This window comes from Gallaecimonas sp. GXIMD4217 (assembly GCF_038087665.1).
GTDB lineage: Bacteria > Pseudomonadota > Gammaproteobacteria > Enterobacterales > Gallaecimonadaceae > Gallaecimonas.
Genome location: NZ_CP149925.1, coordinates 2,791,143 through 2,805,681, shown reverse-complemented (window position 1 = coordinate 2,805,681; position 14,539 = coordinate 2,791,143). Strand labels below are relative to the sequence as shown.

Sequence of the window (14,539 nt, the reverse complement as noted above, 5' to 3'; positions counted from 1 at the left end):
AGAGGAGGAAACGCCCTTGACCCTGCCCGACTGGCTGGCCTGGATCCAGCCCTGGCTGCCGACCCTGGCCCTGAGCGGCCTGGTGATGGCGATCATCTCGATGATCGCCGTGCCCTTTCTGATCGTGCAGATGCCCGCCGACTATTTCCTCGACAAGGTGCGCCATCGCCAGCACGGACCCTTGCCCTACCTGATCTGGCTGCTGCGCAATGCCATGGCGGTGCTGCTGCTGACGGCTGGCATCATCATGCTGTTCACCCCGGGCCAGGGCCTGCTGACCCTGCTGTTCGCGGTGATGGTGTCCGACCTGCCCGGCAAGTACTGGCTGGAGCGCAAGCTGGTGGCAAGGCCCGGGGTGCTCAAGGCCATCAACTGGGTGCGCCGCCGCTATGGTCGGCCCAGGGTGCTGTCGCCCCAGGACGGCACGAACGAGCAATAAAAAAGCCGGCCAATAGGCCGGCTTTTTTGTGGCGGGCCTCAGCCGGCCAGGCCCACGTAGATCTCCTGGACGTCGTCGTCCTCGTCCAGCTTCTCCAGGAAGGCCTCGACCTCGGCCAGGGCCTCGCCGTCCAGGGTCTTGGGGTTCTTGGACAGGTAGCCGAGCTTGGCGCTTTCCACCTTGAAGCCCAGCTCGCCCAAGGCCTTGGCCACCGCCATCAGATCGCCGGGCTCGGTGAGGAACAGCACCTCGCCGTTTTCCCCTTCGCGCAGATCCTGGGCGCCGGCCTCGATGGCGGCCTCCTCGGCCTCCATGTCGGTCTCGGCCACGGCCTCGATCAGGCCCAGGTAGTCGAAGTCCCAGGACACCGAGCCGGCGCCGCCCAGCTGGCCGCCGCGAAAGGCGACCCGCATGCCGGAGGCGGTGCGGTTCTTGTTGTCGGTCAGGCACTCGACGATCACCGGCACCTGGTGGGGGGCGAAGCCCTCGTAAGTGACCAGCTCGTAGTTGACGGTCTCGTCCAGCTGGCCTGAGCCCTTCTTGATGGCCCGCTCCAGGGTGTCCTTGGGCATGGAGGCCTTCTTGGCGGCGTCCACGGCCATGCGCAGGCGCGGGTTCATGTCCGGATCGGCGCCTGCCTTGGCGGCCACTATGACCTCCCTGGCCAGCTTGGTGAACATCTTGCCCTTGGCATTGGCGGCGGCCGCCTTATGCTTGGCTTTCCATTGTGCGCCCATTTGCGTTCTCTTCTTGGTGGTCAAGGCGACAGTATATCCGTTGCCGCAGGCCAATAAAAAAGCCGGCTTGCGCCGGCTTTTTTGTTCGCTGAGCTTACTGCTCCCGGGCTATGGCCCGGTAGGCGATGTCGGAGCGGTAGAAGGCGCCGTCCCAGTTGATGGCCTTGACGCCCTGGTAGGCCAGCTGCTGGGCTGCCGACACCGTGTCGCCCAGGGCGGTGACGCAGAGCACGCGCCCGCCCGAGGTGACCACCTGGCCGTCCTGCTCGCGGGTGCCGGCGTGGAATACCTTCACGTCGGCGGGGACGGCATCCAGGCCGCTGATGGCGTCGCCCTTTTTGGGGCTGGCCGGGTAGTTCTCGGCGGCCATCACCACGCCTACGGCGGCGCGGCTGTCCCAGTCGGCGCTGACCTCATTCAGCCTGCCTTCCACGGCAGCCTGGCACAGGGCCACCAGATCGGATTGCAGGCGCATCATGATCGGCTGGGTCTCGGGGTCGCCGAAACGGCAGTTGAACTCGATGACCTTGGGGGCGCCGCTGGCGTCGATCATCAGGCCGGCGTAGAGGAAGCCGGTGTAGGGGGTGCCGTCGGCCTTCATGCCTGCCACGGTCGGCAGGATCACTTCACGCATGATGCGGTCGTGGATCGCGCTGGTGACCACGGGGGCCGGGCTGTAGGCGCCCATGCCGCCGGTGTTGGGGCCGGTGTCGCCGTCGCCGACCCGCTTGTGGTCCTGGCTGGTGGCCATGGACAGAACGTGGTCACCGTCGACCATGACGATGAAGGAGGCTTCCTCGCCTTCCAGGAAGTCCTCGATGACCACCCGGGCGCCGGCGTCGCCGAAGGCGTTGCCGGACAGCATGTCCTCCACCGCTTCCTTGGCTTCGGCCAGGGTCATGGCGACGATGACGCCCTTGCCGGCGGCCAGGCCGTCGGCCTTGACCACTATGGGGGCGCCGCGCTCATCAAGATAAGCCAAAGCCGGCGCCACCTCACTGAAGGTGCGGTACTGGGCGGTGGGGATGTCGTGGCGGGCCAGGAAATCCTTGGAGAAGGCCTTGGAGCCCTCCAGCTGGGCCGCTGCGGCGGTGGGGCCGAAGATGGCGAGATCCGCGGCCTGGAAGGCGTCGACCACGCCGTCCACCAGGGGCGCTTCCGGGCCCACTATGGTCAGGGCCACGCCGTTGTCCCTGGCGAACTGCACCAGGGCCTCGTTGCCGGAAACATTGACGTTTTCCAGCTTGGGCTCCAGGGCGGTGCCGGCGTTGCCGGGGGCCACGAAGACGGTGTCCACCTGGGGGCTCTGGGCCGCTTTCCAGGCCAGGGCGTGCTCGCGGCCACCGCCGCCGATTACCAGAACTTTCATCTCGTGCTCCTTAGTGGCGGAAGTGGCGCATGCCGGTGAAGACCATGGCGATGCCGGCTTCGTTGGCGGCCTGGATCACCTCGTCGTCGCGGATGGAGCCGCCGGGCTGGATCACCGCGGTGATGCCGGCCTTGGCGGCGGCGTCGATGCCGTCACGGAAGGGGAAGAAGGCGTCGGAGGCCATGACGGAGCCCGGCACTTCCAGGCCTTCGTCCTCGGCCTTGATGCCGGCTATTTTAGCGGAGTAGACGCGGCTCATCTGGCCGGCGCCAACGCCTATGGTCATCTCGTTCTTGACGTAGACGATGGCGTTGGACTTGACGAACTTGGCCACCTTCCAGGCGAACAGCAGATCCTTCATCTCTTCCGCGCTGGGGGCGCGCTCGGTCACCACCTTGAGATCGGCCTGGCTGACCATGCCCTGGTCTCGGTCCTGGACCAGCAGGCCGCCGTTGACGCGCTTGTAGTCCAGGGCGGCGGGGCGGTTGTCCCAGTGGCCGCATTCCAGCACCCGTACGTTGGCCTTGGTGGCGCAGACTTCGCGGGCGCCCTGGGAAACGCTGGGGGCGATGATCACTTCCACGAACTGGCGCTCGACGATGGCCTTGGCGGTGTCGCCGTCCAGCTCCTTGTTGAAGGCGATGATGCCGCCGAAGGCGCTGGTGGGATCGGTCTTGAAGGCGCGGTCATAGGCTTCGAGGATGTTGGCGCCCACGGCCACGCCGCAGGGGTTGGCGTGCTTGACGATGACGCAGGCCGGGGCCTCGAATTCCTTGACGCACTCCAGGGCGGCGTCGGTGTCGGCGATGTTGTTGTAGGACAGCGCCTTGCCCTGCAGCTGCACGGCGGTGGCGATGGACGCCTCGGCCGGCTCGGCTTCCACGTAGAAGGCGGACTGCTGGTGGCTGTTCTCGCCGTAGCGCAGGTCCTGCTTCTTGATGAACTGGCTGTTGAAGGTGCGCGGGAACTTGGACTCGTCGTTGAACATGGCGCCGAAGTGGTTGGCGATCATGCCATCGTAGGCGGCGGTGTGCTCGAAGGCGCGGATGGCCAGGTCGAAGCGGGTCTCGAACTGCAGGGAGCCGTTGTTGGCGTCCATTTCATTGATGACGCGGTCGTAGTCGCCGGCGTTGACCACTATGGCCACGTCCTTATGGTTCTTGGCGGCGGAGCGGACCATGGTGGGGCCGCCGATGTCGATGTTCTCTACCGCGTCCTCCATGGTGCAGTCCGGCTTGGCCACGGTGGCGGCGAAGGGGTAGAGGTTTACCACCACCATGTCGATGGCGTCGATGCCGTGCTCGGCCATGATGGCGTCATCAGTGCCGCGACGACCCAGGATGCCGCCGTGGACCTTGGGATGCAGGGTCTTGACCCGGCCGTCCATCATTTCCGGGAAGCCGGTGTAGTCGGACACCTCGGTCACTTTGATGCCGTGCTCCTTGAGCAGGCGGAAGGTGCCGCCGGTGGAGAGCAGCTCAACACCACGCTCGGTGAGGGCCTTGGCGAAGTCGGTGATACCGGTCTTGTCGGAAACGCTGATGAGGGCGCGGCGAATAGGACGGACGTCTTGCATGAGTTGGGTCTCTGCTATCAGATGTGGGCCAAAAACGCGCGCGCATTGTACACGAAAACGTTTCCCTTTGTGGGCCGCAGATGAAGAAATTGCGGCCCGGATAAGGTAAAAGGGGACTTGACCCTGAAGCGAACTCCAAGGTTAGGCTGTGGTCATCAGTGGAATGGACGGCAAGTCATGAAGATAGGTGAACTGGCCCGGCAGACGGGCGTAAGCGTGGACACCCTGAGGTTCTGGGACAAGGAAGGCCTGCTGCAACCGGCGCGGGGCGACAACGGCTACCGCGAATACGGCCCGGATGCGGTACGGCAGCTGGGTTTTATCCTGGCCATGAAGGAGCTGGGCTTCGGCCTGGACGCCATCAAGGAGCTGCTCAGCATCCGGGTGGAAAAGGATGTGCACAGCTGTGGCGAGGTCAAGGCCCTGACCCAGGCCCATTTGGCCCAGGTGGAGCAGCGGCTGGCCCAGCTGGCGCGGGTGCGCGACGCCCTCAGCGACATGGTGGAGGCCTGCTGCGGCGGTGACGAGCTGGCCGTGCATTGCAGCATCCTGGATGCCCTGGAGAAACGATGACCTTATTGACCAATTTCTGGGAGCTGTTCCTGGACGCGGCGCCCTGGCTGCTGCTGGGCTACCTGGCGGCGGCGCTGATCAAGCTGCTGATCCCCAGCGACTGGCTGGGCCGGCACCTGGGCGGCGAGGGGCTCTGGCCCACCGTCAAGGCGGCCCTGTTCGGCGCCCCCCTGCCGCTGTGCTCCTGCGGGGTGCTGCCGGCGGCCATGGGCCTGAGGCGGGCCGGCGCCTCCAGGAGCGCGACCGTGTCCTTTTTGGTATCCACCCCGGAAACGGGGGTGGATTCGGTGGCGGTGTCCTACGGCCTGCTGGGCCCGCTGCTGGCCATCATCCGTCCCTTGGCCGCCGTCACCTCGGCCATCAGTGCCGGCCTGCTGGCGGGGCGGCAAAACGGCGGCAAGGTGGCGGCACCGGCGCCGGCGCCGCGCTGCGCCAAGCAGGCCTGCGGCGGCGACAGGCCCAAGAGCAAATGGCGCCAGGGCCTGCGTTTCGCGGCCGTGGATCTGGTGGACGATTCCGCCAAGTGGCTGGCCATAGGCCTCTTCTTCGCGGCCCTGGTGGTGACCTATGTGCCCCAGGACTTCCTCACCCAATGGGGCGGGGGCCTGGTGGCCATGGTGGTGATGGTGCTGATCGGCATCCCCATGTACATCTGCGCCACCGCCAGCACCCCCATTGCCGCCGGCCTGCTGCTGGCCGGGGTGTCGCCGGGCGCGGTACTGGTATTCCTGCTGGCGGGACCGGCCACCAACGCCGCCGCTTTGGGCCTGGTGCGCCAGGAGCTGGGCATGCGGGCGCTGTGGGCCTACCTGGCCGGGGTCATAGTGCCGGCCATCGCTTTTGGCTACCTCACCAACACCCTGGCCGGGCTCTGGCCGGACGGCATCATCACCCGGGCGGGCGAGCACGAGTTGCTGCCGCTGTGGCTGAGCCTGGGCTCTGGCCTGGTGCTGGCGGCGCTGATGCTGGCCAGTTTCTACCGGCAGCTGAGGGGAAGAGGCTGACGTAAAAAGGCCGGCAGATGCCGGCCTTTCTGGCCCTGGCCGACGACTAGAGGGCTACGCTGAAGAACTGGGTGGCGTCGAAGTCGAACACGGCCACCCCCACGCCCGTGGTGCGATCCAGGTAGCAGTAGCCTTCGGACTCCCTGTCCTGGCGGCGGATGGTGACGCCGTTGGCCTTGTCCCAGACAAAGAAGTAGGCGCCTTCGTTGCTGAGGTCGTCGTAATGGATGGGCAGCGAGCGTACCCCGGCATCGAGCTTGTGGAAGGACTGGTAGCAGAGCTCCAGCAGCTCGCGCTCGGAAATACTGATGTTGGCGCTGGCCGAGCATGACAGCATCAACACCAGGGGCCACAGTTTCCTTGCCATGGAACTATCCTCTTTCCAGTGAGAGGCTGCAGTCTAATTCCATGATCAATGCAGGGACTTGATTTCCCGCAACCTTTGGGATGGTAGAAATGACGGCTGCTGGGGTAAAGTGAGGCCAGACAGAGTCGAGGGAACATCGATGACAATGACAATAGAACAGTTTTTTTCACGTCCGCAGAAGCTGCCGCAGATCCCGGAAGTGGTACGCCAGCTGATCGAGACCTTCAACGATCCGGACGTGGATCTGCGCCAGGTGGCAGACAAGATCAGCCTGGATGCGGTGATCTCCGCCAATACCCTCAAGCTTGCCAACTCCGCCCGCTACGGCCGTTCCCGGCAGGTGGCCACCGTCAACGAGGCGGCCGTGCGTCTGGGCCTGGACGTGCTGCGCAACATGGTGATGGCCTCCGGCCTGGTGGATCTCTACCCCGAGGTGCGCCACTTCGATCTCAAGGCCTTCTGGATCCGTTCCTTCGAGGTGGGTGAGCTGTGCCGGGTGCTGGCACCCAAGGCCAAGGCGGATGCCGAGCTGGCCTTTACCTGCGGCATGCTGCACAACATCGGCGAGCTGATCATCCACGCCGCCGAGCCGGAGCTGGCCGCCGAGCTGGACCAGCGCGTCGCCAAGGGCGAGGCGCGCTCCTATGCCGAACACGCGGTACTGGGCTTCACCTACGCCGAGGTGGGCGCCGAGCTGGCCAACCGCTGGCTGTTCCCCCAGAGCATCCAGCTGGCCATCCGCAACCAGCGGGTGCCGCTGCTGGCTGAGCCCTGGAGCGAGTATGCCGCCCTGGTCTATCTGGCCGACTACCTCAACGGCCTGGACGAGATGGACGACGACGCCCCGGTGGACTGGCCGCTGCAGCTGGTCACCAAGCTGGGCCTGTCCTGGCCCATGGCCAAGGAAGCCTGGACCAGGGTCCGCGAGTACGGCCCCAGCTTCAGCGCCCTGCTGGACTGACCGCAAATCCATAAAAAAGCCCCGGCCATGGCCGGGGCTTTTTTGTGCATGCACTGAAATGCTCAGTTCATGCCGTATTTCTTGAGTTTCTTGCGCAGGGTGCCGCGGTTGATGCCGAGCATGTTGGCGGCCTTGGTCTGGTTGCCGCGGGTGTGCATCATGACCACGTCCAGCATGGGGGCTTCCACCTCGGACAGCACCATCTCGTACAGTTCGTTCACATCCTGGCCTTCCAGCTGGGAGAAGTAGTTCTGGAGCGCTTGACGTACGGAATCACGAAGGGGACGGGAGTTGGCGGTCTTGACGCCACCTACAGCATTGATGGACTTATCTTCAGTCGTCAGATTGGTCTCGAACATAGTCGTAACGCTCTTCGTTGTTTTTTGAACTTACAGGGAACGGAAATAGCCATTGAGCGCATCCAGCTGCTCATTGGCGTCCGTCAACGAATTAAAAACACGGCGAAAGGCCCCTTGGGGATCCTGGGCACCCAGGTACCAGCCCACATGCTTGCGGGCGATCTGGGGGCCCTTGGCTTCACCATAAAACTCATGCAGGGCCTGCACGTGACCGAGCAGGATCTGCTGTTGCTCTTTTTTATCGGGCGCCGGCAGGCACCGACCCGTACTCAGGTAGTGCTCCACCTCCTGGAAGATCCAGGGGCGGCCCTGGGCACCGCGGCCAATCATGATGGCGTCGGCGCCCGTGTAGTCGAGCACATGGCGTGCCTTTTCCGCGCTGGTGATGTCGCCATTGGCCACCACCGGCAGATCCACGGCGCGCTTGATGGCGCGTATGGTGTCGTACTCGGCCTCGCCCTTGTACATGCAGGCCCGGGTGCGGCCGTGAACGGCCAGGGCCTGGATGCCGCTGCGCTCGGCCAGGCGGGCGATCTCGACGCCGTTACGGTGGTCGGGATCCCAGCCGGTGCGGATCTTCAGCGTCACGGGCACGTCCACCGCCTTGACCACGGCCAGCAGGATCTCTTCCACCAGCTCCGGGTACTGCAGCAGGGCCGAGCCCGCCAGCTTCTTGTTGACCTTCTTGGCCGGGCAACCCATGTTGATGTCGATCACCTGGGCGCCGTTGGCGACGTTCAGGCGGGCGGCATCGGCCATCAACTCGGGATCGGCGCCGGCGATCTGCACCGAGCGCAGGCCGGACTCCCCCTCATGGTCCATGCGCAGTCGGGATTTTTCCGACTGCCAGACCCTGGGGTTGCTGGACAGCATCTCGGAGACGGCCAGGCCGGCTCCCAGGCGTCGGCAGAGCTCCCGGAAGGGACGATCGGTCACGCCGGCCATGGGGGCCAGGATGATGGGCACGTCCAGCTTGTAGGGGCCAATCTGCATACGCGGTGGTCGTCAACAGCACAGGGGCGCGTATATTACGCATTTATGTCCCGTCTGAAAAGGTCAGAAAATGAACGCTAACGTTTTTTTTCCGACCCGGATCGACCACCGCAAATGTCAAGGTCCCGGAGCCGCTTTTTTGGCCTTTCTGGCCGCCTTTGCGGGGCTGTTGGGGCGTAAGATCAGCCCTTGGCGATGCCGCTGACCCGGCACCATTCGTCCTTGATGGCCACCTGGTCCAGCCGGCCGTAGCGCTGGTAGTGTTCGACCAGGTCATCGGCCTGGCTGTCGAGGATGCCGGACAGGGCGAACAGGCCGCCGGGCTTGAGGTAGCCGGTGATGATCTCGGACAGCTCCTTGAGGGGGCCGGCCAGGATGTTGGCCACCACCACGTCGGCCTTGAGGCCAAGGGGCTGGTCTTCGGGCAGGTACAGCTCCAGCTTGTCGGCGACGCCGTTGCGCTCGGCGTTGTCACGGCTGGCAAGGATGGCCTGGGGGTCGATGTCCACGCCCACCACCCGCTCGGCACCCAGCTTGAGGGCGGCGATGGCCAGGATGCCGGAGCCGCAGCCGAAGTCCACTACCGTTTTGCCGGCCAGATCCAGACCGTCCAGCCATTGCAGGCACAGCGCCGTGGTGGGGTGGGTGCCGGTGCCGAAGGCCAGGCCAGGGTCCAGCATCACGTTGACGGCGTCCGGATCCGGTACCGGCTTCCAGCTGGGGCAGATCCACAGCCGCCGGCCGAACTGCATGGGATGGAAGTTGTCCATCCAGGCCCGCTCCCAGTCCTTGTCTTCCAGGGCCTCGACCTTGATGGGGGTGTCTTCTCCCAGCAGGGTGCGGATCATGGCCTGGGCCGGGGCCGTGTCGGCATCGGCCTCGAACAGGGCCATGACGTCGGTGTCGCCCCAGAGACGGGTTTCCCCCGGCATGGGCTCGAAGATGGGGGTGTCCTTGGCATCCATGAAGGTGACGGACAGGGCGCCCTGGGTCATCAGCAGATCGCCGAGCTTTTCAGCCAGTTGGGCATTGGTGTTGGTTCTGAGTTGGATCCAGGCCACGAAATTGTCTCCACTTGGGGGGAACCCGCAAGTCTACCATGAGTCCCATCTTTAGGGGCCCGTCGCCGGCTTCTTGGCTAAGCTAGATGGGTACCCCAAGGCCACCTGAACCACAAAGGAGAGCTGCGATGCCTGAGAACCACAGTCTGTACACGGAGTTTCCCCAATATCAGGAACGCATTGCCCAGCTAAAACTATCCGAACCCGACTTTGCCCGCGCCGCCGCCGAATATCACCGCATCGACCACCATATCAAGGGTCTCCATTCTCGGAGCCAGCCCGTGGACGACAGCGCCATGAAGGAATTGAAACTGCGACGAGCGAAATTGAAGGATGAACTCTACGGTTGGCTGAACGGACGCTAACCCCAAGGGCCACGACAGTGGCCTTTTTCTTGCCTAAAGGCCGCCAATCAGGGGCTGATCTTGGCCAGAAAAGGCAGTAGTATCGGGACGTTGCCTGTAGACAATTGGTCAATAAATGGCTCAAGGCAAATGCCGAAAGGGTGTTGCCGCCAACGCCCTATTCCCGGGGTGGGGCCCCGGGTAACGTCTCAATACAACAACCGGACTCTGTTGGGAGATTGCGCATGGAAGGCTTCAATCAACTCATCTACTTTTCCCCCCAGGAAGGCAGCCACAACCTGGTGCTGCTGGCCCGTTCCCTTGGCCTGAAGGTCCGGCACTGCCAGGACCGCCAGGCGCTGGCCGCCCTGCTCGAGCAGCATGACGACGCCCTGGTGCTGCTGCCCTACGAGGCTGATCGCCTGCACAGCTGCGGCCTGCCCGAGGCCTACCTGGAGCTGGTCAAGGCGGCGCCCGTGGTCTTCTACCAGGTGGAGTCTAGGCAGGTGGATCCCCAGGCGGCACTGATGATGGGGGTGCGGGGGCTTTTGTACCGGGACGACCGCCTGGATCTGCTGGGCCAGGCCATCACCAAGCTGATGGGCGGCGAACTCTGGTTCGAGCGCCAGACCCTGTCGCAGATGCTGGACAAGCTGCTGAAGAAGGAGCAGAGCCGGCTGCAAGAGCTGGGCAGCGACTTCGGTGCCATCAAGGCCCTGACCAGGCGCGAGCGCAAGATCGTCGAACTGGTTTCCCACGGCGCCCGCAACAAGGAGATCGCCAACCGCCTCAACATCAGCGCCCACACCGTCAAGGCGCACCTGTCGTCGGTGTTCCGCAAGACCCAGTCCCGCAACAGGGTCGAGCTGCTGCGCTGGGCGCAGCAGCACGAGGTCTTCCTCTAGGCTCCCGCCTGCCGGTAGCCGTTGCCCCTGCTCACCGGGCCGGCAACGGCCCCATCGCCAATAGCTGTCCAAGGCCCGCGGCCCGGCGCGCCCTGAAGGCGTTGCGGCTGTTTAGCCGGGGCAGCCATCACCCTACTCAATTGACCGTCACTCCAAAAAATTCAGCAGCTTGTGTTTGCCCGGCGGTAGCAGGGACCGGGCCGGCAAGGCGATGGGCGCCGTTGTTGCTGAAAGGCCAGGTCACCAAAGGGATTAGGACAAAAGGGCTATTTTGCGGTGGCGTCACTGGCGGTAACGAGAATTTAACACCATGTTAATTGGGCAGAAAAAAAGGGTGGTAGCAGGACAGGCCACCTTGACTTGTGCACAACCACATGAGGGAAGACAACAATGAGTCATAAAACTGCCATCGCCCTGGCGGTGTCGGCGGCCCTGCTGGCCGCCCCCGGCCTGGCGGCAACCAAGTTCGACGCGGCCAGCGATTCGGTGCTGGTGATCTTCAAGAAGGGCACCCAGGCCGCCGAGCGGCATGCCGTTGCCCGGGGCCATGGCCTGTCGCTGCGCGATCGGGACGGGGACGGCCGTGACGACCGCATGAAGCATGTCATGGGGGGGCGCATCGCCAAGCTGAGCCTGGCCAAGGGCCAGGACAGGGACGCCCTGCTCAAGCGCCTGGCCCGGCATCCCGCCATTGAAGTGGCCGAGCCCAACTACCTGCTGCACGCCAATGCCACCCCGGATGACAGCCGCTTCGGTGAGCTGTGGGGCCTGCACAACACCGGCCAGAGTGGCGGCACCGTCGATGCCGACATAGACGCCCCCGAGGCCTGGGACATCACCACCGGCTCCCGCTCGGTGATCGTCGGCGTCATCGACACCGGCGTGGACTACAGCCACCCGGATCTGCAGGCCAACATGTGGGTCAACCCCGGCGAAATTGCCGGCAACGGCGTCGACGACGACGGTAATGGCGTGGTCGACGACATCCACGGCTTCTCCGCCTACAACGACAACGGCGACCCCATGGACGGCAACGGCCACGGTACCCATGTGGCCGGTACCATAGGGGCCTCCGGCAACAACGGCAGCGGTGTGGCCGGGGTCAACTGGGAAGTCACCATCATCGGCTGCCAGTTCCTGAGCCCCTCCGGCTCCGGCAGCTCTTCCGATGCCATCGAATGTATCGACTACATGACCGATCTCAAGGTCAACCGCGGCATCGACATCAAGGCAACCAACAACTCCTGGGGCGGCGGTGGCTATTCAGAGGCCCTCAAGGGCGCCATCGACACCGCCGGCAATGCCGGCATCCTGTTCGTGGCAGCTGCCGGCAACGACAGCTCCGACGGCGACAGCTCGCCCCATTACCCGTCCAGCTACGACTCCGACGCCATACTGGCGGTGGCCTCCACGGACCGAAACGACAACATGTCCGGCTTCTCCAACTACGGCCTGACCAGTGTCGACCTGGGTGCCCCCGGCTCCAGCATCCTGTCCACCGTGCCCGGTGGCGGTTACGACAGCTACTCCGGCACCTCCATGGCCAGCCCCCATGTGGCCGGCGCCGCCGCCCTGATCTGGTCCATCAACCCGGATCTGAGCCCGGTGGAAATGAAGCAGCTGCTCATGGACAGCGGTGACGAGCTGCCGGCCCTGGTCGGCAAGACCGTTTCCGGCAAGCGCATCAACCTGGCCTCGGCCTTGGATGCGGCCGATCCCACCCCGGGCTTCAAGCTCAGCACCAGCCCGGCCAACCAGGAGATCGTCGCCGGCGACAGCGCCCAGTACCTGATCGACGTGGGCAGCATTGCCGACTGGTCCGGTGACGTGGCCCTGAGCCTGGCCACCAGCCCGGCCCTGCCCGGCGCCAGCCTGTCGGCCAGCACGGCCCAGCCAGGCGACCAGGTCAGCCTGGATGTGGTCACCACGGCCGAGACCCAGTGGGGCAGCTATACCCTCACCGTGACCGGCGACAACGGCGAGATGCAGAAGCAGAGCACGGTCACCCTGGATGTCCTGCCCCAGGGTCTGAGCGACTTCAGCTACAGCAACAGCACGCCGGTGGCCATCAACGACAACAGCACCAGCACCTCCACCATAGAGGTGACGGAGCTTGGCACCGTGTTCGGGGTCGAGGCCAACGTCAATATCAGCCATACCTACAGTGGTGATCTGATCGTGTCGCTGATCTCGCCGGCGGGCACCGAGCATGTGCTCCATAACCGCAGCGGCGGCAGCGCCGACGACGTGATCGGCTCCTGGACGCTGGACAGCTTCAACGGCGAGGCCATGAACGGCACCTGGACCCTGAGCGTGTCCGACAACGCCAGCGCCGACACCGGTACCCTCAACAGCTGGGGCATGACCATCACCGCCAAGAGCGACGGTGGCAGCCAGCCCCAGGCGCCGGTGGCGGACTTCAGCGCCAGCGTCGATGGCCTTAACGTGGCCTTCACCGACGCTTCCAGCGACGCCGACAACAACATCGTCGACTGGAGCTGGAATTTCGGTGACGGCAACGGCGCCAGCGAGGTCAACCCGTCCCACAGCTATGCCAGTGGCGGCACCTACACGGTCACCCTGACCGTGACCGATGCCGACGGCCTCAGCGACACCGCCAGCCAGCAGGTGACGGTGGCCGAGTCCAGCATCGAGCTCAGCCTCAAGCGCTCGTCCCTGTCCCGCCGCGGCAACGCTTCGGTGGATCTGCAGTGGAGCGGTGCCACAGGCGCCCTGGTGGACATCTACCGTGACGGCGTGCTCATCGACAGCACCGACAACGACGGTCGCTACCGGGATCGCTTCAGCAGCAATGGCGGCGATTACCTCTATCAGATCTGTGAAGCCGGCAGCAGCAACTGCTCGGCAGAGCTGACCGTTTCCCTCTGATAGCAGCAGGGAACGCAAAGGGCGGCCTTGGCCGCCCTTTTTTTGTTCAGCTTCCGTTGTTTTTCAGTCAGGATGATATCCGCTGCCCAGTTGCGCCCGTCGTGGAGAAAAGCCGCCCTGGGCCGGTCAATACCCTATAACGGGCGTTCATGTGCGCCGTCGAGGAGTCATCCGTGTCACAGTCCCTGTCCGGTGAGGAGATCCTCAGCGAAGACGAGAAGGCCTTCCTGGAGGAGACCTTCAACCAGCCCAGTGCCCCCGGGGGGCGCTGGTGGTTGTGGTTGCCGTTCTGGGCCTTGGTGCTGGCCTGCTGTTACGGCCTGTTCAGCCTGGGACTCAGCCAGGGCCAGCTGGGGCTGCAACGGGGCTATGTGGAAGTGGACGGGCGACTTTACCCCCGGCCGCCGTCCGAGGCGTTGCAGGCGCTGGCCACCGAGCTGGCCGTGGGCAGCCTGGTCAGCGACCAGGACGGGCAATGGGTGGGCTGCGAGCCCGCAGAAGGAGGCTGGCGATGCCGGGCCCTTGGCAGCGCAGACTGATCCTGGCGGCCTTGCTGCTGCCGGCCAGCTATGGCCTGGGCCTGAGCCTGGGGGAGCATTACCCGACCTTGGCGCTGCAGGGCCACTGGCAGGGCAAGGTGCTGTTCCCGGCCGAGGGCAAGGAGCTGACCATAGATTACCGATTGCATGGCCAGGGCAAGGAGCTGCGGCTGGGTACCACCTACCTCTGGCCAAACGGCGAGGTGATGGGGCAACAGCAACAGACCCTGGCCCTGTCGGCCCGGGGCGACAGGCCGGGCCGGAACCGCTTCCATCCCCTGGAGCCCGAGCCCAACCGGGCCCTGTTCCGCACCGATACCCAGCTGCGGCTGCCCTATTTGTGGCGGCTGGACGAGCGACGCCTGTTCACGGTGCAGCCCCACAGCCAGGGCTATATCGGCCTGGTCCTCGAACGGCAGTAGC

Annotated in this window: 16 protein-coding genes; 9 read left to right on the top strand and 7 right to left on the bottom strand. The window is 64.9% G+C overall.

Translation table 11 applies throughout. The features are described from left to right. Window positions 1–16 precede the first annotated feature (16 nt). Window positions 17–439, top strand: coding sequence for a hypothetical protein (locus WDB71_RS13655; protein WP_341502144.1), 423 nt, complete (start codon window positions 17–19; stop codon window positions 437–439). Window positions 440–477: 38 nt separating this feature from the next. Here WDB71_RS13655 and WDB71_RS13650 read toward each other — a convergent pair whose 3' ends face one another. From WDB71_RS13650 to purH, 3 genes are all read right to left on the bottom strand, one after another. Then, the gene (locus WDB71_RS13650; protein WP_341502143.1) at window positions 478–1,176 is read right to left on the bottom strand and encodes a YebC/PmpR family DNA-binding transcriptional regulator; all 699 of its coding nucleotides are present in this window, start codon (window positions 1,174–1,176) and stop codon (window positions 478–480) included. 94 nt (window positions 1,177–1,270) lie between these two features. Further along, complete coding sequence (purD, locus tag WDB71_RS13645; RefSeq protein WP_341502142.1) at window positions 1,271–2,545, bottom strand: phosphoribosylamine--glycine ligase; 1,275 nt, start codon at window positions 2,543–2,545, stop codon at window positions 1,271–1,273. Between the two features lie 10 nt (window positions 2,546–2,555). After that, complete coding sequence (gene purH / locus WDB71_RS13640; RefSeq protein WP_341502141.1) at window positions 2,556–4,121, bottom strand: bifunctional phosphoribosylaminoimidazolecarboxamide formyltransferase/IMP cyclohydrolase; 1,566 nt, start codon at window positions 4,119–4,121, stop codon at window positions 2,556–2,558. A gap of 177 nt (window positions 4,122–4,298) precedes the next feature. On the opposite strand from purH, the gene zntR reads away from it, so the two are divergent. Further along, complete coding sequence (zntR, locus tag WDB71_RS13635) at window positions 4,299–4,694, top strand: Zn(2+)-responsive transcriptional regulator (RefSeq protein WP_341502140.1); 396 nt, start codon at window positions 4,299–4,301, stop codon at window positions 4,692–4,694. Beyond that, window positions 4,691–5,698: an SO_0444 family Cu/Zn efflux transporter gene (locus WDB71_RS13630; protein ID WP_341502139.1), complete on the top strand. Its 1,008-nt coding sequence runs from the start codon at window positions 4,691–4,693 to the stop codon at window positions 5,696–5,698. Before zntR ends, WDB71_RS13630 begins: the two co-directional genes overlap by 4 nt. A gap of 46 nt (window positions 5,699–5,744) precedes the next feature. Here the strand turns inward: WDB71_RS13630 and WDB71_RS13625 are convergent, their stop codons facing one another. Next, a complete protein-coding gene (locus tag WDB71_RS13625; RefSeq protein ID WP_341502138.1) occupies window positions 5,745–6,065 on the bottom strand; it encodes a hypothetical protein in 321 nt (106 codons plus the stop codon). A gap of 139 nt (window positions 6,066–6,204) precedes the next feature. Between WDB71_RS13625 and WDB71_RS13620 the strand changes: the two genes are divergently transcribed. Then, window positions 6,205–7,026 (top strand): HDOD domain-containing protein, encoded by an 822-nt coding sequence (locus WDB71_RS13620; protein WP_341502137.1) that lies wholly within the window; start codon window positions 6,205–6,207, stop codon window positions 7,024–7,026. A gap of 62 nt (window positions 7,027–7,088) precedes the next feature. On the opposite strand, the gene fis is transcribed toward WDB71_RS13620, so the two are convergent. From fis to prmA, 3 genes are all read right to left on the bottom strand, one after another. Continuing rightward, window positions 7,089–7,385 carry a DNA-binding transcriptional regulator Fis gene (fis, locus tag WDB71_RS13615; RefSeq protein WP_341502136.1) on the bottom strand — a complete coding sequence of 99 codons (297 nt, stop codon included), beginning with the start codon at window positions 7,383–7,385 and terminating at the stop codon, window positions 7,089–7,091. A gap of 30 nt (window positions 7,386–7,415) precedes the next feature. Further along, the gene (gene dusB / locus WDB71_RS13610; RefSeq protein WP_341502135.1) at window positions 7,416–8,378 is read right to left on the bottom strand and encodes a tRNA dihydrouridine synthase DusB; all 963 of its coding nucleotides are present in this window, start codon (window positions 8,376–8,378) and stop codon (window positions 7,416–7,418) included. 182 nt (window positions 8,379–8,560) lie between these two features. Further along, window positions 8,561–9,439, bottom strand: a complete 879-nt coding sequence (gene prmA, locus WDB71_RS13605; RefSeq protein ID WP_341502134.1) for a 50S ribosomal protein L11 methyltransferase — start codon at window positions 9,437–9,439, stop codon at window positions 8,561–8,563. Between the two features lie 128 nt (window positions 9,440–9,567). Between prmA and WDB71_RS13600 the strand changes: the two genes are divergently transcribed. From WDB71_RS13600 to WDB71_RS13580, 5 genes are all read left to right on the top strand, one after another. After that, the gene (locus WDB71_RS13600) at window positions 9,568–9,804 is read left to right on the top strand and encodes a DUF465 domain-containing protein (RefSeq protein WP_341502133.1); all 237 of its coding nucleotides are present in this window, start codon (window positions 9,568–9,570) and stop codon (window positions 9,802–9,804) included. A gap of 224 nt (window positions 9,805–10,028) precedes the next feature. Continuing rightward, window positions 10,029–10,688: a response regulator transcription factor gene (locus WDB71_RS13595; RefSeq protein WP_341502132.1), complete on the top strand. Its 660-nt coding sequence runs from the start codon at window positions 10,029–10,031 to the stop codon at window positions 10,686–10,688. A gap of 390 nt (window positions 10,689–11,078) precedes the next feature. Continuing rightward, on the top strand, window positions 11,079–13,577 hold the full coding sequence (locus tag WDB71_RS13590; protein WP_341502131.1) for a S8 family serine peptidase: 2,499 nt from the start codon (window positions 11,079–11,081) through the stop codon (window positions 13,575–13,577). A gap of 173 nt (window positions 13,578–13,750) precedes the next feature. Continuing rightward, the gene (locus WDB71_RS13585) at window positions 13,751–14,116 is read left to right on the top strand and encodes a hypothetical protein (protein WP_341502130.1); all 366 of its coding nucleotides are present in this window, start codon (window positions 13,751–13,753) and stop codon (window positions 14,114–14,116) included. Then, window positions 14,089–14,538 carry a hypothetical protein gene (locus WDB71_RS13580; protein WP_341502129.1) on the top strand — a complete coding sequence of 150 codons (450 nt, stop codon included), beginning with the start codon at window positions 14,089–14,091 and terminating at the stop codon, window positions 14,536–14,538. Before WDB71_RS13585 ends, WDB71_RS13580 begins: the two co-directional genes overlap by 28 nt. Window position 14,539: the final 1 nt, after the last annotated feature.